Below are 18,644 nucleotides of genomic sequence, written 5' to 3'. Positions count from 1 at the left end.
TCAGGTGACCGCGGTTCACCCGTGCCCGCCCGCCGCACGCGGACCCACAATGGTCCGGCGAACGGGGCCCGCCCGTCCATCCGCTAGGGGCGGACCCCGTTCACCCCCCGGATCGCTTCGCCCCCTCCCCGTGTCCTCACGAATCCGCTTCACCCCCCGCGCCTGCCGGATCCGCTTCCCCTCCCCGCGCCTGCGGGATCCGCTTTCCCCCCGCGCCTGCGGATCCGCTTCACCCTCCATACGTCCCGAACGCTCTTCGCTCCCCATGCGCGCCCCGAACGAACCCGCCCCGCCCGGGACAGCCGGCGCACCCCATGACACGCCGACCCGTCCCACCCGTACCACTCCCGCGATATATATCGGCAGCCGATATATCATGGCTCCATGACACCGAAGAGCATGACCCGGGCGGCGTTCTTCGTCCTCACCGCGCTCGCCGACCAGCCGCGGCACGGCTACGGCATCCTGCGCGAGGTGGAGGAACTGTCCGACGGGGAGGTCCAGTTGCGGGTCGGCACGCTGTACGGCGTGCTGGACCGGCTCACCGCGGACGGCCTGATCGTGCTGGACCGGGAAGAGGTGCAGCAGGGCCGGCTGCGGCGCTACTACCGGCTCACCGACGAGGGCGTGGCGGCGCTCGACGCGGAGGCCGAGCGCATGGCCGCCGGCGCCGGGGCCGCCAAGCGGCGCATCGCCGCCGGCCGCCGGGCCGGCGCCCCGGCCCGCCCCGCCGCCGAGGGCCCGGCCGGCCTCGAACCCCCCACCACACCCGGACTCGCGGGAGGCTACGCATGACCACGCTGCTGGAAGCCCGCTACCGCGCCGTCCTGCGCCTGCTCCCCGCCTACTACCGGCGTGAGCGGGAGGAGGAGATGGTCGAGACGTACCTGTGGGGCCTCGACCGCGACGCCCAGGACCAGAGCCGGCCCACAGTCGGCGAGGTGGCCAGCATCGCGGCGCTCGCCCTGCGCTGCCGGCTCGGTGCGCCCGGGGCACCCCGCGGGTACGCGTTCCTCGGCTCCGTCGTCCGCCTCTTCGCCGTTTTCGCGGTGCTGCTGCACGCCGTCACCGCGGTCGTGGACCGTGCCCTTGAGCTGACCTGGGGATTCACCCACGGTGCGCGGGGGCGGCAGATGTTCCTCAGCGGGTTCACCGGACGGACCACGACCGACACGGTCGTCGCCGTGCTCACCTGGGCGCTGCCCCTGCTGTGGACGGTCGCCTACTTCGCCCTGCTCCACGACCACCGCCGGCTCGCCCGGTACGGCGCGCTCGGCGCGGCCCTGCCCACGCTGTGGCCCCTGACCGGCGCGCTCACCGGAGACGCAACCGCGCCGTGGATACCGTGGTACGACACCTCCGCCGCGCTGCTGGCCTGGCTGCCGGCGCTCGCGCTGTGCGCCGCCCAGCACCGGGACGCGCCTCCGGCCCGCCTGCCCGCGGGCACCCCGGGACTGGTCTTCCTGGCCGGCTGCGTGGTGACCGGTGGTTCCGTGGTGCTGCTGCCCGCCGTCGCGGACACGGTCTGGGCGCCCGGCACCTGCTTTGTCGTGGTCGCCCTCGGCTGGCTGCTGTGGCACGCCCGGCGCACGGACCGCACGCCTCCCGGGGCCGCCCTGGCCCTGGCGGTGCTCGGCCTGCTCGTCCTGGCGGTGCGGATCGCGGCCCTCTACCCCTGGCTGCACGTGCCCGGAGCCGGTGTGGTCCTGGGCGGCGGCCTCGGTCAGACGGCGGCCCTCGTCCTGCTGACAGCGGCCCTGGCGGTGGTCGCCGGCCGCGACCTCGTCCGGCGCTGAAGCCAGCGTTGAAGCCGGCGCTGAAACCGGCGCTGAACCGACCACCCACCGGGTGTGCCCCCGGTCCAGGCTCCGACCGGCCCCCGGTCCAGGCGGCGCAGGGCTGAACGGAGAAGGGGCCGGCGCATCGGCGCCGGCCCCCTGGGGCCCTGTCGGGTCCGGGACTTACGCCCCGCTCTCCCGCAGCATGTCCTCACGCTCGACGATCTTCACGCGCTCGCGGTCCTGCGGCTCACCCAGGGCGCGCTCGGCGGCGTCCAGCTTGTACCAGCCCTCCCAGGTGGTGAAGCGGATGTTCCGCTCGGCGAGGAAGGCGTCCACGGCCTCCGGCTCGGGCGCGTCCGGGGTGTGCAGCCGCCCGTTGGCGAAGTCGTCCAGCAGGTTGGCCACGGTCTCGTTGGCATCACCCTTGGTGTGGCCGATGAGGCCGACCGGGCCGCGCCGGATCCAGCCGGTGACGTAGGTGGACCGAAGGTGGGTGCCGCCCTCCTCGATCACCCGGCCGCCCTCGTCCGGGACGGTGCCGGACTCGATGTCCCAGGGCAGCTTGGGCAGCTTCTCGGAGAGGTAGCCGACCGCGCGGTAGACCGCCGTGACGTCCCAGTCCTTGAAGGCGCCGGTGCCCTTGACGTTGCCGGTGCCGTCCAGGGCGGTCCGCTCGGTGCGCAGGCCGACGACCTTGCCGTCCTCGCCGAGGATCTCGGTCGGCGACTCGAAGAAGTGCAGGAAGAGCTTGTGCGGGCGGTTGCCGACGTCCCGGATCGCCCAGTTCTCCAGGGTCTTGGCGACCATGTCGGCCTGCTTGTTGCCGCGCCGGGTCTCGATCGAGCCCTCGTCGTAGTCGATGTCCTCGGGATCGACGATGACCTCGATGCTGGGGGAGTGGTCCAGCTCGCGCAGTTCCATCGGGCTGAACTTCGCCTGCGCCGGGCCACGGCGGCCGAAGACGTGGATCTCCACGGCCTTGTTGGCCTTCAGACCGTCGTAGACGTTCGGCGGGATCTCGGTCGGCAGCAGTTCGTCGGCGGTCTTGGCGAGGATGCGGGCCACGTCGAGGGCCACGTTGCCGACGCCGAGCACCGCGACCTTCTCGGCCTCCAGCGGCCAGGTGCGCGGCACGTCCGGGTGGCCGTCGTACCAGGACACGAAGTCGGCGGCGCCGTAGGAGCCGTCCAGGTCGATGCCGGGTATGGACAGTGCGCGGTCGGCCATCGCGCCGGTGGAGAAGATCACCGCGTCGTAGAAGGCGCGGAGGTCGTCCAGGTTGAGGTCGGTCGGGTAGTCGACGTTGCCGAACAGACGGATCTGCGGCTTGTCGAGCACCTGGTGCAGCGCGGTGATGATGCCCTTGATGCGCGGGTGGTCGGGCGCGACGCCGTACCGGATCAGGCCGAACGGGGCGGGCATCCGCTCGAAGAGGTCGATGGACACGCCGGGGTCGGCGGCCACCTCGGACTTGAGCAGGGCGTCGGCGGCGTAGATCCCGGCGGGACCGGCTCCGACGATGGCTACCCGCAGGGGGCGCGGCATGATCAGGTTCCCTTCGAACGCGAATGGGCGACTTGATCAGGAAGCCTAAGCTAAGGCACACCTAAGTTGGTACGGGGGTCTGCTCTATGACCTCATAAGCTGCTCTTATGACCTTCCTGTGACTTGCTTATACCGCCCCCGGTGGGCCGGGGCCGGGTGCGGGCCGGCGGGGGGTGGGCGGGGTAGGCGGACACGCCAAGCCGCCGGAGGCGGTCGTCCCGGGGGTGTCGGTCGCGGTCAGGCCGGACGGATGATCCGGTGGATGGCCGACTCCCCGGCGCCGTAGATCGACTCCTCGCGGATGGACGAGCCGGGTCCCGGGGCGTGCACCATCATGCCGTCGCCGACGTGGAGACCCACATGCCGGTCGTCGTCGAAGAAGAGGACGAGATCACCGGGCTCGATCCCGGCCGCCGTGACCGGGGTGCCGAAGAGTGCCTGCTCGTGCGCGGCGCGCGGCAGCTCGACCCCGGCGGCCTTCCAGGCGGCCTGGGTGAGGCTGGAGCAGTCGTACGAGTCCGGCCCGGTCGCACCCCACACGCACGGTTTCCCGAGCTGCGCCCGAGCGAACGCGATCGCCTTGGCGGCGCGCAGGGCACGGGGCGACTCGGGCGCCGGGGCACCGGCGAAGGTGGTCGTCGCGGGTGCCGGGGCACCGGTGAAGGTGGTCGTCGCGGGCGGGGCCAGGATCCCGTCGAGGCTGACCGGGAGGGGGAAGGCGCCCGTGTCGGTGACGGGTGCGGGAGGTGCCGCGTACGGGAGTGCGCCCGTGTCGGTCGCCGAGGTCAGGGTGGCGGGCAGGACGTCGGTGGTCGGCGCCTGCCGAACGGCCATGGCGGACGGGGCGTCACCCGCCGCCTGTCGAACGGCCGGAGTGGCGCCGGTGAGTTGCGCGGTGTACCGGGTGAGCATGCCGTCGGCGGCGGTGAGCTTGCGCCGACTGCGCGCCTTGGCGGTGGCGGGGGAGAGGCGGCCGGACGCTCCGGCACCGGGCAGCGTCCTCGGTGCCGAGACCGGATTGTCGTGGGCGTGGGGCGGTGCGGCGACCGGCAGGAGGGCCGTCTCGGCGGCACCGCCACCGGCCGGCCCCCCGCCCCCGAAGGCCCACGGATCCGTCATCCCGCCGGGCGTCATCGGCTCCGGCGCGCTCCGGTCGGCCCACTCCAGGGACGGGAGGGCGGATTGCGGTGCTACGGCACCGGGTAGCGTCAGAGGTCCGCTGTCCAGAGCCATCGGTTGTGGCCAGTCCACCGAATCCGCCGCCGCCCGACCCGCCGGCAACTCCAAGGCGCGGACAGCATGTTGCGGCGCTCCGGCACCGGGCAGCGCCATGGGCCCGCCGTCCAGTGCCATCGGTTGTGGCCGGCCCGTCGATTGCGGCCGGTCCGCCGGATCCGGCGCCGGTCGCCCCACCGGCAGCTCGGCCACGGCATGGCCGGCCGGAGCCTCTCCCGTCGCGCGGCCCGCCGCCAACCCGGCCACCGCACCCCCGGTCGCCCATTCCGCCACCGCGCCACCGGTCGGCAGCGCGGCCACCGCACCCCCGGCCGGCAGCTCCGCCACCGCGCGGTCGGCGCTCCGCTCCAAAGCCAGCGGCTCCCGCGCGGACGGGCCCGGTTCCAGGGCCTCCCGTGTGCCGCCCGCGAGGCCGTCGCTCCCGCTCCGACTCAGGTCCCCGGAGCGTGCCGGAGTGGCCGGACGTTCGGGCATCCGGCCGGCGGGCAGGACGGCGGGGACGGTCGGGCCGAGCTTGGCGCGCGCCCCCTCGAACCACTGCCGGGCGACCTCGTCGAGCGCCGGATCCCCGCGCCGGCCCGCCCGCTTGGCCAACGGGACGCCCCGGGAGCGCGTCCGGACGGCCATGGCCCGGGTCGCGTTGAAGTTCCCGGTGGCGTTCTCGGCCTGGTCGTAGAGGGAGTCGATCCGCTGTCGCACCTCGTCGCGGCTCTCCGGCGCCATGGAAGACGTGCTCCTTCCTTGCCCCGCAGGGCAGTTGGGCGGCTCGCCGGGGCTGAGCCGGGGCGGCCTCGCGTCAACCTAGCCAACGTGTGTACTCCGTGTGAAGGTTGACAGGTGAAATGTCCGATACGTATTCGTGATGTTCGGCATCGCGTTCGACGGGGAAGGCGGGGAGGCCATAGTTTCCTGTGAGATCCCGGTGAATTCGCGAAGCTGTTGAACACGACGGCTCCGCCCTCCGTATGAGCCCGGGGAACTCCATGCCCGACCGGCGATCACACACAGGGGACGACCTTGGTACGCAACAGGCGCAGACGCCCGACCGGCGCACGACGCGCGACCCTCGCAGCGGTCGCCCTGATGTTGGGCGGGACCGGGCTCGTCGCGGCGAACGTCTACGCCTCGGCCAGCGAGGGCTGGGGCGACGGATCCGGCACCGACTCCACCGGACACGTCCTGACCACGGGCATGGCGACCGTCGACTGCCCCGACGTCGGCAGCCGGCTGACGGCCGTGCCGGACGCGGCCCGTGCGGACGTGGACCGTGAACTCGCCCAGCTGGACCAGCAGACCGCGGCGGCGTACCGGCAGTTGCAGCAGGCAGGACGGAGCGGCCAGGACACCGGTTCCGCCGCCACGATCATGGACCCGCTGAAGGAGAAGCGGTCGGCGTCCATCGGGCGGATCACCGATGCCATCGACCGGGCGGGGGAGCGCCCCCAGGGCCTGGACGCCCTGGCCGCGTGCAGCCTGCGCCCCGGTGACACGGGTCAGCCCACCGGCACCCCGGGCGACGGCGGCCGCCAGAGCGGTACCGGCCAGGGGCAGGCCGGTACCGGCCAGGCGCAGAACGGCGCGGGCCAGGGCGGCAACGGGCCCGTCGTCTCCGACTACGCGGACATCACCGCCGTACAGCCCGACGCGCCGGCCCCGCCGCAGCAGGCCGGCGCCTCACGTGGCACCTTCACCTCGGACTGCGGGGTCAACGCGGGCGGCCTGTTCAACTCCGACAACGTCATCGTGGCTCCCGGCGTCTCCAACGGCGCCCACCACTTCCACGACTACGTCGGCAACCAGGCCAACAACGCCTTCGCGAGCGACGACGACCTGGCGAAGGCCGGCACGAGCTGCGCGGACCAGGGTGACAAGTCCTCGTACTACTGGCCGGTGCTGCGCCTCCAGAACGGTACCCAGGAGCGGGACGCCGGGGCGCCGGGTGGCGGTACGGAGGGCAACGCGGGGCAGATCGTGACGCCCAAGGAGGTGACGCTGACTTTCGCGGGCAACCCGCGCGGTGAGGTCACCGCCATGCCGCGCCTGCTGCGCATCATCACCGGCGACGCCAAGGCGTTCGTCAACGGGCCGGGCAACGCCAACGCGTCCTGGAGCTGCACCGGTTACGAGGACCGGCAGCTGAAGGACAAGTACCCGCTGTGCCCGCCGGACAGCGACGTGGTGCGTACCTTCCGGTTCCAGAGCTGCTGGGACGGCCGCAACATCGACAGCGCCAACCACCGCACCCATGTGGCCTTCGCGGCCGCCGACGGCTCCTGCCCGGCGGGCTTCCGGCCCATACCGCAGCTGGTGCAGCGCATCGTCTACGACGTGGCCGCGCCGAGCCTCGAGGACGGCGGCCGCACCGTCCCGCTGTTCGCGGTGGACTCCTTCCCCGAGCAGCTGCACAAGCCCGTCACCGACCACGGCGACTTCATCAACGTCTTCGACGAGGACCTGATGCGCGAGATGGTCGACTGCATCAACTCCGGCCGCACCTGCGGCTCCACCGCAGACGACTCCGGTACGACGCCCACCCCCACGGCGAGTTCGGGATCCGGTGCGACGCCCGCGCCCGGTGACAGCGCCGACGAGGAGCCCGGGGGCGGTGCCCCCACGGAGCCCGGTGACGGTGGCCACGAGGAAACCGGCGGAGGCACCGCCACCGAGCCCGGTGACGGCGGAGCCGGGCGATCCGACGGGAGCGTCACCTCCGCGCCGACGCCCTCGGCTTCCTACGGCGGCGAGGCACCGCGGCTCGACGCGACGACCGCACCGGCCCGTACCGCCGAGCACGACACGCAAGATACGCAGGACACGCGCGGCACGAACGACACGCGTGGCACGAACGACAGGCACGGCACGCACGGCACACACGGCACGAACGGCACGCACGCCAAGGTTCCGTCGGCCACGTCCGCCGCACCCCGGTCCACCACGTCGGCCCGTTCGGCACCCGCCGCTTCGACGCCGGCCCCGTCCGCGTCCGCCTCCTCCGCGTCCGGCCAGGCAGCCGCCGCCGGACACGCCCCGACGGCGGCCGCGAAGACCGAACCCCAGGCGGCCCAGGGCGGCCTGGCGGAGACAGGGGCCCAGCTGTGGCCCGCGGCCCTCGGCACCCTGCTCGCCCTGTCGGGCCTGTTCATGCTGCTCCGGGCCAGGCGCCTGCGCTACTGACCGGGTCCCCACGACGGCCTGCGACGCCGGGGACCGGACCGTCCCCGGACCGCTCGCTCACGGCGGCCACCCTCCCAAGGGGTGGCCGCCTTACGTCTGTCGGCCCACCCCCTTGTGGGAGCGCTCCCAACCGGGCGAGGATGCGATGCATGCCGTCCCTCGATCAGGCTCCTGTGATCCGGCCCTACCGTCCTGGCGACCGCGCCGCCGTGGCCGACGTCTGCGTCCGTACCGCGCACGTGGGAGGCGACTCCCGGGCGATCTACCCCGACCCGCGCCTCATGCCGTCGATATTCGCCGAGCCGTACTGCCACTTCGAGCCCGGCCTCGCCTTCGTGCTGGACGACGGCACGGGCCGGGCCGTGGGATACATCGTCGGTACCGCGGACACCGCGCGCTTCGTCGAGGACTTCCGGCGCAGCTGGATCCCCCGGCTGAACGGCCGCTACCCCGCGCCCGCCGCGCCGCCCCGCACGCCCTCCGAGGAGATGATCCGCCTGCTGCATCACCCGGAGCGGATGCTCCTGCCCGAACTCGCCGCCTACCCCGCCCACCTGCACATCGACCTCCTGCCGGGCCGGCAGGGGCGGGGACACGGCCGTCGCCTGCTGCACACCTTCCTGGACGCCCTGCGCGGACAGGGCGTCCAGGCGGTCCATCTGGGCATGGTCACCGCCAACACCGCGGCTCGCGCGTTCTACGACCGGGTCGGCTTCCACCAGATCCCGGTCGCGGACGCCGGCCCGCTGACCTACCTGGGCCGGACCACGGCCCGGGACTGAGCGAGGCCGCGTCCGTCAGGTGAGCTTCAGGGTCCGCTTGGCGAGGTCGTACGCGGGCCGCATCTCCTCGTGCTCCTCGGTGTCCATGCCGCCGAGGTGCAGGACGACCGGGCCGTCGGGCGTGCTGACGGCGAAGGCGCTCTCCTTCTTCGTCTCCTCCAGGAGCTTGCTGGTGTAGAGGTACTCCACCTCCACCGCGGAGAGGCCGCCGCCGGTCTTGAAGGAGTGGTACTTCTCCTTGCTGACGTTGTCCTCGGCGGCGACGAACGCGCGCAGCACGCTGCCCGCGTCCGCATCGCCGGGCTTGCCGGTCCACACGCGCAGGAAGCCGATGTTGCCGGCCGGCTTGGCGTCGATCTCGCAGGCCGTGGTGACCGGTCCCTGCCGGAGCAAGGCGTCGGCCAGCGCCCCGCTCAGGTCGCCGTCCTCGCCCTTCGACGCCTTGCCCAGCTCCTTCTCGGCGTGGATCGCCTTGGCCTTCCAGTGCTTGGCCAGGCTGAAGCTGACGGGCAGTTCGCACGCGGACCCGGCGGCGCCGGTCGTGCCGCCGGCGGCCGCGGCCGCGTCCTTGCCCGCTGAGCCCTTGCTCCCCGCGCTCTCACTGCTCGCGGGCTTCTTCCCGTCGCCGTCCGTCGACTGCGCACATCCGCCGAGCACCGCCACCAGTGCCACCGCCACGACCGCTCGGCCGCGTACGGCCCCCACCCTGACCTGCACTGCTGTCTCCCCTTCGGTTCAGAGCCGTCACTGTAACCGAGGGCACCGACAACGCCGACCGCGCGTCCCGTGCACCGGCCCGTGGGTCACCCCGCCTCACGCCGGGCCAGCAGGAACAGCTGGGGCTCGGGTACCGCATCGCGGTGGGCCGGGGTGAACACCGCCTGCTCCTCGGTCAGCACCGTCAGGCCCGCTTCGGTCACCAGCCGGGTGAACGCCTCGGCGGTGAAGCTCGTCACCCGCACCGGCTGCCCCATGAAGACGCCCTCGGCGTCCTCCACGTCGAGCGGAACGGTCGCCAGGGCGAGCAGGCCGCCGGGCCGTACCGCCCGGGCCAGTTCCGCCACGACCGCCGCCTGTTCGGCGCGGGACATCTGGAGCAGCGAGAAATACCCGCACACGGCGTCGAACGAAGCCTCCGCCAACGGCATTTCACGGATGTCGGCGAGCCGGAACTCGGCCCCGGGCACCTGCCGGGCGGCCAGCTCGACCATGACCGGGGAGACGTCGACGCCCAGTACGCGGTGGCCGGCCCCGGCCAGCGTCTGGGCGGTCGGCCGTCCGGTACCGCTGCCGACGTCCAGCACCCGGCTGCCCGGCGCGAGCAGCTCCAGCAGCCGGCCGAGCGAGGCCCGGTGCGGTGCGGAGCCGGCGAACGCCTGCTCGTAGTCCAGGCCCAGCGCGTCGAACACCGCGGCGGCCGGCGCCCGGCGGTCCTCGTCGGTCACGGCGACTCCTCCCGTCCTCCACTGCGGCGCGTCCCGGCCCCGGTGTGCACGACGCCCGTTTGCCAGGGGCGGCGGACGCACGGCAGGGTGCCGCATGTGCCTACCCTGCTGATCGTCCATCACACCCCCTCGCCCCACTGCCAGGCGCTGTTCGAAGCCGTCGTGTCGGGCGCCACGACACCGGAGATCGAGGGCGTCCGCGTCGTACGGCGGGCGGCCCTGTCGACCACCGCCTCCGACGTGCTCGAAGCCGACGGGTACCTGCTCGGCACGCCCGCCAACCTCGGCTACATGTCCGGCGCCCTCAAACATTTCTTCGACCAGATCTACTATCCCTGCCTGGACGAGACCCGGGGCCGCCCCTTCGGCTTCTACGTCCACGGCGGCAACGACGTCACCGGTGCCGTCCGCGCCGTCGAGACCGTCACCACCGGACTCGGCTGGCGTCGGGCGGCCGAGCCGGTGACCGTCCTCGGCGAGCCGGACAAAGCCGACATCCAGGCATGCTGGGAGCTCGGCGCCACGGTCGCGGCGGGCCTGATGCCCGACGCCTGAGCGGCCCGGCGGCCGGCGCCCGAGGAGCCCGGCATCCTCGCGCGGCCACCGGAGTGATCTTCGTACGGCCACACCCGGTGACCGGCGTGGACCGAAGCGTGCCCGGTGGCCCCTCTGTTAGTCCTTTTTGTGTGCTCATAGGACAGTTAGGGAGGTGCTGGCGGGCCCTCGGTTCACGTCTCCCCGCGGTGTTGCCGCTGCTCATGGCCGTGTCCGGCGCACCGGTGGGCCGAGCCGTCGCCGACGGCGCGGGAAGCCACGGGCTCGCCCTGGAGGTCACTGTCGACACCAGGCCGGGCACGGAGGCGACCCACCCCGGCATCCGCGTCGGCCGCCCGCTGGTGAAGGCGTACCGGCTGATCAACCGCACCGGGGCCGACCTGTACGACGTGCGGGTGAGCGACCCGGGCCTGCCGGACACCGCGATCCGCTGCCCCGGCGGCGATCACATTCCCATGCTCCGCGGCCTCGAGTCGGCGACCTGTACCGCCTGGTCCACCGCACGCCCGGGCACTTGGATCACCGACGTCACCGCCGTCGGCCGCGTTCCCTCCCTCGGTACGGAGTCCCGGGCCGTCGCCCGGTCCGGATACGCCGGCGTCGGCGGACAGCCGGCACTCTCCGAAACGGTCGTCACCGGCACCGGAATCCTGGGCCGGGCCATCGCCTTCGGCCGGGCCACCGTCTTCTACGACGTGACCAACACCGGCGATCGCACGGTGTTCGACCTCCATCTCACCGACCCGGTGCTCCAGCCGCCCGCCATCGTCTGCGCGGCGGGTGGCGACACCGTCCCGAGCCTGGAACCGGGCGGTTCGGCGCGGTGCGTGGCGACCGTGCAGCGGCCCCCGGGCGGGTACCTCAGCGAGGGAAACGTGACGGGAAGCGACCGGATCAGCACCCTCCGGCCGGACGGCTGCCTGGAGCCGCCGCCCCTGCTCACGGCCCGGGCGACCGGCACGTTCTCGCTGCGCGCGCCCGCACCCCCGCCGCCCCCGCCACCGGCGTCCGTGCCCCCGCCCCTCACACCGCCTCCGGTCCAGCCGCCTCTCCCTCCCATTCCCCCGCCTGCCGCGCCCCCCGCCCCGCCGGTGCTGCCCCTGCCGCCCGGAGTCACGTTCCCGCCGCCCCCGCCCCTGCCACCTGTTGTGACGACCGCACCCGCGCCCGGCGGGGCCGCGCCCGGCACGGCTTCGGGTACGACCACCGGAGTGGTGGGCGCGGCAGCCGGCACCGGGGCCGCGGCGGGTACGGCCGCGGGCACGGGTGCGGCAGCCGGGACCGCGACCGCGGGTGCCGGAGCAGCCGCCGGCGCGGCGGCGGGAGTGGGTGCCGGTGGGGCGGCGGGAGCGGGCGCCGCGGCCGGAGCCGGTGCCGCAGCGGGCGCAGCCGCGGGTGCCACGGCGGGTGACGGGGCGGCGGCCGGAGGAGCGGCGGCTGGGGGAGCGGCCGCGGCCGGGGGAGCAGCGGCTGAGGGAGCGGCGGCCGGGGGAGCGGCGGCATCCGGAGGGGCGGCGGTCGCCGGTGGTGGTGCGGCGGCTGCCGGAGGCACCGCCGACGCTGCCGCAGGCGCCTCGGCCGGCCAGGGCGGTGCCACCGGAGGCGAGGCGACGGGCGGTCAGACGACGGGCGGTCAGGTGACCGGCGGGCAGTCCACAAACGGGCAGTCCACCGGCGGCCAGTCCCCAACCGGGCAGTCAACCGGCGGGCAGTCAACCGGCGGCCGGTCCACCGTGCCGAGTCGTCCCCCGGCCCGGCGTCCCCGCACCCCGCCCCGCAGGTCGCCCAACACCTCCATCATGGCCCGGTTCATCCGGCCCGGTGGCGGTCCGACCGGGCTCGGCCTGCTCGTCGTGCTGTTCCTGATGCTGATCCCCGCCGTCCTCGCCGCCGTCCTCCTCGGCTCGCGGCGCATCGGCAAGTAGGCCCCGCTCATGCACCGAGTACATCGAGACGACAGGAGAGCGAGCCGATGATCGAGACCTTCGCCGTCGTGCTGGGGATCGCCTTGGTCGCCGCGGGTATCGTGGTGATCCGGCACCGCTGGTGGCCCCCCGCCCCGGACGAGGAACCCCGCGAGGACGTCGCCGAATACATCTCGATGATGGTAGGGGTGCTCTACGCCCTCGTTCTCGGTCTGTCGATGGTGTCCGTGTGGGAGACCCGGTCCGGCGCGGTGGGACATGTGCAGGTGGAGGCGAGCGCCGCCCACCAGATCCGGCTGCTGTCCGCCGGGCTGCCGGCGCTGGAGGGCGTACGGACCCGGGACGCCGTCGACGCGTATGTGCACCACGTCGTGTCCGCCGAGTGGCCCGCCATGGCCGAGGGGCAGCCGCCGGGCCGGCGCGGCTGGGAGCTGCTGAACGACCTCCGGGCGGCGGGCCAGGTCCCCGCGGACGCCTCCCCGGTCCAGCAGGCCACGCTCCAGGAGACGTTGGCCCAGCTCAGCACCCTGGACGACGCCCGGCGCGGCCGGGAGGCGGACGTGGCCGACACCCTGTCACCCGTGCTGTGGTTCGGACTGGTCGTCGGCGGTGTGCTCACCGTGGCGTTCATGTTCATGTTCGGGGTGCGCCGGAGCTTTCCCCATGTGGTGATGGTGATGGGCCTGACCGCGCTCATCACCTTCACCGTGCTGCTGGTCTACGAGCTGAACCAGCCCTTCAACGGCATGTTCGCCGTCGACTTCACCCCGTTCACCCGTTACTTCACGGGAAGCTGACCGTGCGGCACGCGCCGGGCGTCCGCCTCCGCGCGCAGCCGGGCGGCGGTCCGCCGCTCGTCCGGCCAGCGCACGTCGTACGCCCAGCCCCACCGCTCGAACCGGGCGATCAGCCATGCGGTGAGGTCCGGCTGGCCGCGCAGCCCGCCGTGCCGGGCGCTGTTGGGGTCGGCGTGGTGGAGGTTGTGCCAGCCCTCGCCGAAGGTCAGCAGGGCCACCCAGGGCACGTCCCGGGACTGGTCGCGGGTGGCGTAGTGGCGCGCACCGAACGCGTGGGCAACGGAGTTGACCGACCAGGTGACGTGATGGACGACGGCGTACCGGACCAGGCTCGCCCAGAAGAAGGTGACGAGGGCGGAGTGCCAGTCCTGGGCGACCGCGAGGACCAGCGCGGGCGGCAGGCCCAGGGAGACGGCGATGGCCAGCGGATAGCAGCGGTCCAGGCGGCACACGTCCGGGTCGGCGAGCAGATCGGGGACGTATCGCGGGTAGTTGGAGCGCACCGGCGAGGAGGAGAACCAGCCGACCTGGGCGTGCCACAGCCCCTTGAGCAGCGCGCGCCGGGTGGTGCCGTACTTCCACGGCGAATGCGGGTCGCCCTCCCGGTCCGCGTGCTGATGGTGGCGCCGGTGCTCGGCCACCCACATGGTCACCGGGCCCTCCATGGCCAGGCCGCCCGCGACACCCAGGGCGATCCTCAGCGGTCGCTTCGCCTTGAACGACAGATGGGTGAAGTGCCGGTGGTAGCCGGCCGTGATGCCCATGATGGACAGCGCGTACATCCCGGCGCCGAGGACCCCGTCGTACCAGCGTGGCCCCCAGCCTCCGGCCAGGGCGGCGGGCAGGGCCAGCGCCAGGACGGTCAGCGGACCGATCACGAGGGTGAGCAGATAGCCGGTGCGCAGTGGCACGCCGACCGGGACGGTGTCGGGAAGCGGGGCCCGCAGGCCCTCCGGGCCTTCGGCGGACGCGGTCACGGCGTGCCTCCCGCGAAGGGGAGCGGGGGAGTGCAGGGGGTCATGTGCGGCGATTATGTGGCAGCCGGCTGCCCGGAAAGCCCAGGCTCGGCGGGCGGCACGGCATCTGGTGGGCATCCTCTACCTGGATGGATGAAGGTGCGGGCCCGGTCGCCCTGGCCGACCATGAGAGCGAGGCCGCGCCCGTCGACGCGGCCCCGACCCATGTCGTCGAGCCGAGGGAGCGCCGGATGGGAGCGGACGGCACCGCACGGGGACGGCTCGCGCCGGACGGTCAGGACGCCAGGGAACTGCTGCGCCGGTGCGCGCGGGACGTGGTGGACGTCGCGGAGGGCATCCGCGCGGTGTCCACGCGCACCAGCGCCGCGCTGTTCGACCCGGCCCTGTCCGCCTCCGCGCGCCGCCGGCCCCGCACCGGCCTCGCCGCCCGGTGGGCGCTGCTGCGGGCCCTGACCACCAAGCAGGGCCTGGGCGGCTCGGCCATCGTGGCTCCCAAGGGCATGGGCCATGTGCTCGGCGCGGCCGGTGAGGTGCTGGGCCGGGAGAGCCTGGCCGCGCTGGTGGCGGTCACCTCGCTGCGGCTGAGGATCGCCGCCGTGCTGGTCGACCACCCGGAGTTCGTGCGCGATCCCGGCATGCGCCGGCTGATGGAGGCCGTCACCGCCGACCGGGACCTGGAGGCCGTACGGTCCCTGCGGGCCCTGTTCCGCGACCAGGGGGCTCAGCGCGCGCTGTCCGGGCTGGCCCCGCTGCTGGCCGAACTCCTCGCGATCCGCGCCCTGCTGGACGAGGACCCGAAGAACGACGAGACCGGCTGGGCGCTGGCCGCCGGCCGGGAACTGTCCGCCGACCCGCTGCACGGCATCAGCGCCGCCCATCTCGCGGGCATGGACAAGGGCGAGGGCGCCGCCGAGGCCATCGACCTGACCGACCAGGAGCGACAGGTCATCGCCACGGAAGGCTCCTTCCTCGGCTTTCTGCGGAACATCGAGATGCTCTCCACCGACGGCCGGATCCTGGTGCAGAACGTGCGCGGCCCGGACGGCGTGGTCCGCTACGTCGTCCAGGCTCCCGGCATGGCACCCGGCCGCCCCCGCAACGACTCCCCGCAGGACTTCATCGGCGCCTGGCGCAACCTGTTCATGACGGACTCGCCGTACACCCGCTCGATCCTGCTCGCCCTGGACGACTACGGCATCCCGCGCGGCGCCGAGGTGGCGCTGATCGGGCACAGCGAGGGCGGGATCGCGGTGATGAACCTCGCCCAGGACGAGGAGTTCTGCCGCAGCTACCGGGTCACCCACGTCGTCACCGTCGGTTCCCCGGTCGACAGCAAGAAGCCCGCCGACCCGCGCACCTGGGTCGCCGGCATCACCAACCAGCACGACGTCGTGCCCGTCCTGGACGGCCGGGGCGCGGGCTCCGCCTTCGACCCGCATCCCGGCTGGTACGAGGTCGACTACACCGGGCCCAGCCACGAGTTCCCGCTGTGCCACATGCTGCACGAGTACATCGAGCACCTCAGGACCGTCATCCCCGAGGCCCGCGAGCGCGTCGACGAGGCGCTCACCCCCTACCGGGGCCCCGTCGTGCGCACCCAGGCCTACCAGCTCAAGGACCGCGCCAACCCGCCCGAGGGTTACCCCTTCCTCACCCTGCCCACCACCTCGGTGCCCACCACGGCGGGCCCGGTCGACGTGCCGGTGCGCTACTACGACTCCTCCGCCGCTCACCTGTGTTTCCCCGTCGACGCGGACACGGCCCGCGGCCTGCTGCCCGACGTCACCTGGATGACACCGAGCCGGCTCGGCGGGCGGGCCATTGCGGTGCTGTCGTTGTACGAGCACCGCTGCACCACGATCGGCCCGTACACCGAGATCACCCTGTCCGTGCTGGTGGACGACCTGTGGCGGCCCCGCCCCTACGACGTCGCCCTGGACCTGCTGCGCCGCGTCGACCTGCGGCGCACCGGCCGTCACGTCCTCTCCCTCGCCGTCAGCAGCGAGGAGGCCCGGGTCGTCGCCGAGGAGATCTGGGGCCAGCCGGCGCTGCGGATGTCCGCCGACGCCGATCTGATGGGCCGGGAGCTCGGCCTGCGCTCCCCGGACCTCGGGGTCGCCGTCGACGGCCGCCTCGGCCCCGGCGTGCGCTGCCCCGAGGCCGACTGGATCCTCTACGGCCGCCGGGGCGAGAGCACGGTCCGCACCCTGGTCCGGGCCCACGGCAGGCTACGGCTGCACGCCGGCGGTCGCGTCCGGCTGCGGCTGGACACCGCGGCGGCCGAACCCTTCGCCGGACAGCTGCGCCGGCTCGGCATCGACACCGCCCGGCCCCTGTTCGTCCTGACCTGCCCCCAGTTCATGCTCCACCGCAGCGCCGGAGCCGTCCTGCCGCGCTGAAGACCCCGCACCACCCAGCCCCCGTGGGAGCACGCCATGGTGACCCAGTCCCCCGACCTCACGTCGTCCGACACCGCGCTCCTCGACCGCGTCGGCACCTTGCGGTCGGACGCCGACCTGATGGAGGAGTACGCCCGGCGGCTGCGCGCCACCGCGGCCACGCTGGACGGCTGCCCGGCGGCGCCGGAGTGGAGCCGCCCCACCCTGGAGCAGCAGGCCGTCGCCTGCACCACGGCGGCGGAGCAACTGCGCACCGCCGCCGAGGCGTTGCTCGCCCACGCGCGGGGCGGGGACGGCGTCCGCGGGGCGGACCGCTCGGCGGGGACTGACGGCTCGGCGGGGAATGGCGCGCGGTCCGCTCAGCGGGTCGCGGCCCGGGTGTCCGCCGCGCTCCGGCTGTCCGCCGCACTCCGGCCGAGGGACACGAAGTAACGCGCCTTGTCCTCCGGCAGATTGCGGTGCACCAGGTCGGAGAAGCAGCGCGTCTCCCGGACGATCCGCAGGCCCTCGGGGGAGAAGGTGGCCGGTGTGAACAGCCGGGGTGCGAGCAGCGGGTTGTTCAGCGCCTCGGAGAACGCGTCGACGGAGATGACGCGTTCGAGCAGCCGCCCGAAGATCGCACCGGGCTCGGGCTCCTCCGCGAACATTCCGACGTACAGGTCGATCGCGTCCACGTCGCCGTACAGGTCGAGGAGCGCCTCCTGGATCCGCGGGTCGCCGGAGATCTGCCGCGGGTCGGTGATCCGCGGGAAGCCGTAGTAGGCGCGGTAGTCGTTGTAGGAGGCCAGCCGCAGATCGCGGCCGACGGCGACGCTGTGCGCCTCCAGCGGCAGCAGCAGCTCGTCGGTGTTGAACAGGCCCACCAGACCCGCCGGCTGCCGGGACAGGTCCTCGAACAGCGGGCCCAGGCCCCGGTCCAGGACGAGCTGCCCGTTGGCGATGGTCTGCGCGAGCGGCACCTCCCGGCCGTCGATGGTGTACGTCGACGGGATGAGGCTGTGCCAGCGGTAGACGAGGCTGAACTCGATCGTCGCCCAGTTCTCCCGGTGCCACACCCCGCGGTCGGTGCGGACCGGATCGAGGACGAAGTCGAAGTGGTACGGGGTGATGTGGTTGATGTACTCCTCCAGCATCACCCGGATCATCATCACGATCAGCGTGTTGCGGGTGGTCTGGAAGAGGCGTTCGTCGTCCCAGTCCGGGTGCGCGTCGGCGAGGACGCCGGCGACCCGGTTGTGTTCGCGCAGGAACAGGACGTTCATCGCCATCGGCCCGATGTGCGCGTGCACGCGTTCCCCGCCGCACGCGAACAGGGTGTCCACGAACTGCTCGGGCACCTCGTCGAACCGGACCGGTCTGATCGCCCGGAACTCGTCCGTGATCTTCCCGTCCGCGCACAGGGCGGGCGGGAATTCCGCCCCGCCGATGATCCGGCTCTTCAGCCGGCCGCCCGCGAAGGTGCGCAGGCACGCGGTGACCTCCTCGCGGTCGCCGTACAGCTGCGACATGTCCAGGGTGTGCGGCGAGTCGGTGCGGCGCGGGTCGCCGGTGGCCGCGTGACCGCGGAGAAAGCCGTCGGTGAACCACTGGGCGAACGCCGGCAGCAGCGCCGAGGACCGGGCGCAGCAGCGGCCCTCGCCCTCGCGGCGGAACAGCTCGGCGACCTGCTCGGGCGCGGGCAGACCCGTCGGCACCTCGGCCACCGGCGGCAGGTGCCGGCCCACCCAGGAGCGGTCGGTCAGGGAGTCCCAGGAGGTGTACGGGGCCTTGGTGCTCAGCGGGTTGGGGCGCGGCGGCGCCTTCAGCACCGCCAGGTCGGTCAGCTTGGAGTTGAGCCGCCGGTGCAGCCACCGGCTGCGCTGCACCGCCTGCCAGGCCGGGCCGTAGTGGGTCAGCGCGTGCGTCTCGAAGCGGTTGCGCAGGCCGTCCCGGGACCGGTCCCGGGGCCCCGTCCACCGCAGGGTCCGGGCCTGGAGCGAGCGAGACGTGACGGTCATGGGTCCTCCGGTCGGGTCGCGGGTCGGATCC

Annotated in this window: 15 protein-coding genes; 9 read left to right on the top strand and 6 right to left on the bottom strand. The window is 73.5% G+C overall.

Annotated features, from left to right (window positions below; all coding sequences use genetic code 11):
* The first annotated feature begins 399 nt into the window (after positions 1 to 399).
* A complete protein-coding gene (locus ACZ7DL_RS26095; protein ID WP_470777618.1) occupies positions 400 to 795 on the top strand; it encodes a PadR family transcriptional regulator in 396 nt (131 codons plus the stop codon).
* Positions 792 to 1,796, top strand: a complete 1,005-nt coding sequence (locus ACZ7DL_RS26090) for a hypothetical protein (protein ID WP_470777522.1) — start codon at positions 792 to 794, stop codon at positions 1,794 to 1,796. The genes ACZ7DL_RS26095 and ACZ7DL_RS26090 overlap by 4 nt, the downstream gene beginning before the upstream one ends.
* Before the next feature lie 165 nt (positions 1,797 to 1,961).
* On the opposite strand, the gene ACZ7DL_RS26085 is transcribed toward ACZ7DL_RS26090, so the two are convergent.
* A complete protein-coding gene (locus tag ACZ7DL_RS26085) occupies positions 1,962 to 3,326 on the bottom strand; it encodes an FAD-dependent oxidoreductase (protein ID WP_470777521.1) in 1,365 nt (454 codons plus the stop codon).
* Positions 3,327 to 3,563: 237 nt separating this feature from the next.
* A complete protein-coding gene (locus ACZ7DL_RS26080) occupies positions 3,564 to 5,285 on the bottom strand; it encodes a C40 family peptidase (protein WP_470777520.1) in 1,722 nt (573 codons plus the stop codon).
* Positions 5,286 to 5,645: 360 nt separating this feature from the next.
* Here ACZ7DL_RS26080 and ACZ7DL_RS26075 point away from each other — a divergent pair, with 360 nt between their 5' ends.
* The gene (locus tag ACZ7DL_RS26075; protein ID WP_470777519.1) at positions 5,646 to 7,736 is read left to right on the top strand and encodes a DUF1996 domain-containing protein; all 2,091 of its coding nucleotides are present in this window, start codon (positions 5,646 to 5,648) and stop codon (positions 7,734 to 7,736) included.
* Positions 7,737 to 7,885: 149 nt separating this feature from the next.
* Positions 7,886 to 8,518 carry a GNAT family N-acetyltransferase gene (locus ACZ7DL_RS26070; RefSeq protein ID WP_470777517.1) on the top strand — a complete coding sequence of 211 codons (633 nt, stop codon included), beginning with the start codon at positions 7,886 to 7,888 and terminating at the stop codon, positions 8,516 to 8,518.
* Positions 8,519 to 8,533: 15 nt separating this feature from the next.
* On the opposite strand, the gene ACZ7DL_RS26065 is transcribed toward ACZ7DL_RS26070, so the two are convergent.
* Positions 8,534 to 9,235 carry a lipoprotein gene (locus ACZ7DL_RS26065; protein WP_470777515.1) on the bottom strand — a complete coding sequence of 234 codons (702 nt, stop codon included), beginning with the start codon at positions 9,233 to 9,235 and terminating at the stop codon, positions 8,534 to 8,536.
* An 86-nt stretch (positions 9,236 to 9,321) separates the two neighbouring features.
* Positions 9,322 to 9,963 carry a class I SAM-dependent methyltransferase gene (locus ACZ7DL_RS26060; RefSeq protein WP_470777514.1) on the bottom strand — a complete coding sequence of 214 codons (642 nt, stop codon included), beginning with the start codon at positions 9,961 to 9,963 and terminating at the stop codon, positions 9,322 to 9,324.
* A gap of 96 nt (positions 9,964 to 10,059) precedes the next feature.
* Here ACZ7DL_RS26060 and ACZ7DL_RS26055 point away from each other — a divergent pair, with 96 nt between their 5' ends.
* The 3 genes from ACZ7DL_RS26055 to ACZ7DL_RS26045 all read left to right on the top strand — a co-directional run bounded on the left by ACZ7DL_RS26055 (position 10,060) and on the right by ACZ7DL_RS26045 (position 13,240).
* The gene (locus tag ACZ7DL_RS26055; protein ID WP_470777512.1) at positions 10,060 to 10,518 is read left to right on the top strand and encodes a flavodoxin family protein; all 459 of its coding nucleotides are present in this window, start codon (positions 10,060 to 10,062) and stop codon (positions 10,516 to 10,518) included.
* 209 nt (positions 10,519 to 10,727) lie between these two features.
* The gene (locus ACZ7DL_RS26050; RefSeq protein WP_470777510.1) at positions 10,728 to 12,443 is read left to right on the top strand and encodes a hypothetical protein; all 1,716 of its coding nucleotides are present in this window, start codon (positions 10,728 to 10,730) and stop codon (positions 12,441 to 12,443) included.
* Positions 12,444 to 12,490: 47 nt separating this feature from the next.
* Positions 12,491 to 13,240: a bestrophin-like domain gene (locus ACZ7DL_RS26045; RefSeq protein ID WP_470777508.1), complete on the top strand. Its 750-nt coding sequence runs from the start codon at positions 12,491 to 12,493 to the stop codon at positions 13,238 to 13,240.
* Here the strand turns inward: ACZ7DL_RS26045 and ACZ7DL_RS26040 are convergent.
* Positions 13,222 to 14,217 (bottom strand): acyl-CoA desaturase, encoded by a 996-nt coding sequence (locus tag ACZ7DL_RS26040; RefSeq protein WP_470777506.1) that lies wholly within the window; start codon positions 14,215 to 14,217, stop codon positions 13,222 to 13,224. The genes ACZ7DL_RS26045 and ACZ7DL_RS26040 overlap by 19 nt on opposite strands.
* A gap of 128 nt (positions 14,218 to 14,345) precedes the next feature.
* Here ACZ7DL_RS26040 and ACZ7DL_RS26035 point away from each other — a divergent pair, with 128 nt between their 5' ends.
* Together ACZ7DL_RS26035 and ACZ7DL_RS26030 are read left to right on the top strand one after the other, a co-directional pair.
* Entirely contained in the window at positions 14,346 to 16,616 is a 2,271-nt protein-coding gene (locus tag ACZ7DL_RS26035; protein WP_470777505.1) for an alpha/beta hydrolase family protein, read from the top strand.
* A gap of 36 nt (positions 16,617 to 16,652) precedes the next feature.
* Complete coding sequence (locus ACZ7DL_RS26030) at positions 16,653 to 17,048, top strand: hypothetical protein (RefSeq protein WP_470777503.1); 396 nt, start codon at positions 16,653 to 16,655, stop codon at positions 17,046 to 17,048.
* Here the strand turns inward: ACZ7DL_RS26030 and ACZ7DL_RS26025 are convergent.
* Complete coding sequence (locus tag ACZ7DL_RS26025; RefSeq protein ID WP_470777502.1) at positions 16,976 to 18,613, bottom strand: peroxidase family protein; 1,638 nt, start codon at positions 18,611 to 18,613, stop codon at positions 16,976 to 16,978. The two genes, ACZ7DL_RS26030 and ACZ7DL_RS26025, sit on opposite strands and share 73 nt — an antisense overlap.
* Positions 18,614 to 18,644 lie beyond the last annotated feature (31 nt).

The organism is Streptomyces sp. NPDC036984 (genome assembly GCF_055607665.1).
This window is presented reverse-complemented; position numbering and strand designations above follow the sequence as displayed.

Coding starts and splice junctions, on each gene's coding strand:
- ACZ7DL_RS26095 (WP_470777618.1), top strand. CDS start 400: ATGACCCGGGCGGCGTTCTTCGTCCTCACCGCGCTCGCCGACCAGCCG.
- ACZ7DL_RS26090 (WP_470777522.1), top strand. CDS start 792: ATGACCACGCTGCTGGAAGCCCGCTACCGCGCCGTCCTGCGCCTGCTC.
- ACZ7DL_RS26085 (WP_470777521.1), bottom strand. CDS start 3,326: ATGCCGCGCCCCCTGCGGGTAGCCATCGTCGGAGCCGGTCCCGCCGGG.
- ACZ7DL_RS26080 (WP_470777520.1), bottom strand. CDS start 5,285: ATGGCGCCGGAGAGCCGCGACGAGGTGCGACAGCGGATCGACTCCCTC.
- ACZ7DL_RS26075 (WP_470777519.1), top strand. CDS start 5,646: ATGTTGGGCGGGACCGGGCTCGTCGCGGCGAACGTCTACGCCTCGGCC.
- ACZ7DL_RS26070 (WP_470777517.1), top strand. CDS start 7,886: ATGCCGTCCCTCGATCAGGCTCCTGTGATCCGGCCCTACCGTCCTGGC.
- ACZ7DL_RS26045 (WP_470777508.1), top strand. CDS start 12,491: ATGATCGAGACCTTCGCCGTCGTGCTGGGGATCGCCTTGGTCGCCGCG.
- ACZ7DL_RS26035 (WP_470777505.1), top strand. CDS start 14,346: ATGGATGAAGGTGCGGGCCCGGTCGCCCTGGCCGACCATGAGAGCGAG.
- ACZ7DL_RS26030 (WP_470777503.1), top strand. CDS start 16,653: ATGGTGACCCAGTCCCCCGACCTCACGTCGTCCGACACCGCGCTCCTC.
- ACZ7DL_RS26025 (WP_470777502.1), bottom strand. CDS start 18,613: ATGACCGTCACGTCTCGCTCGCTCCAGGCCCGGACCCTGCGGTGGACG.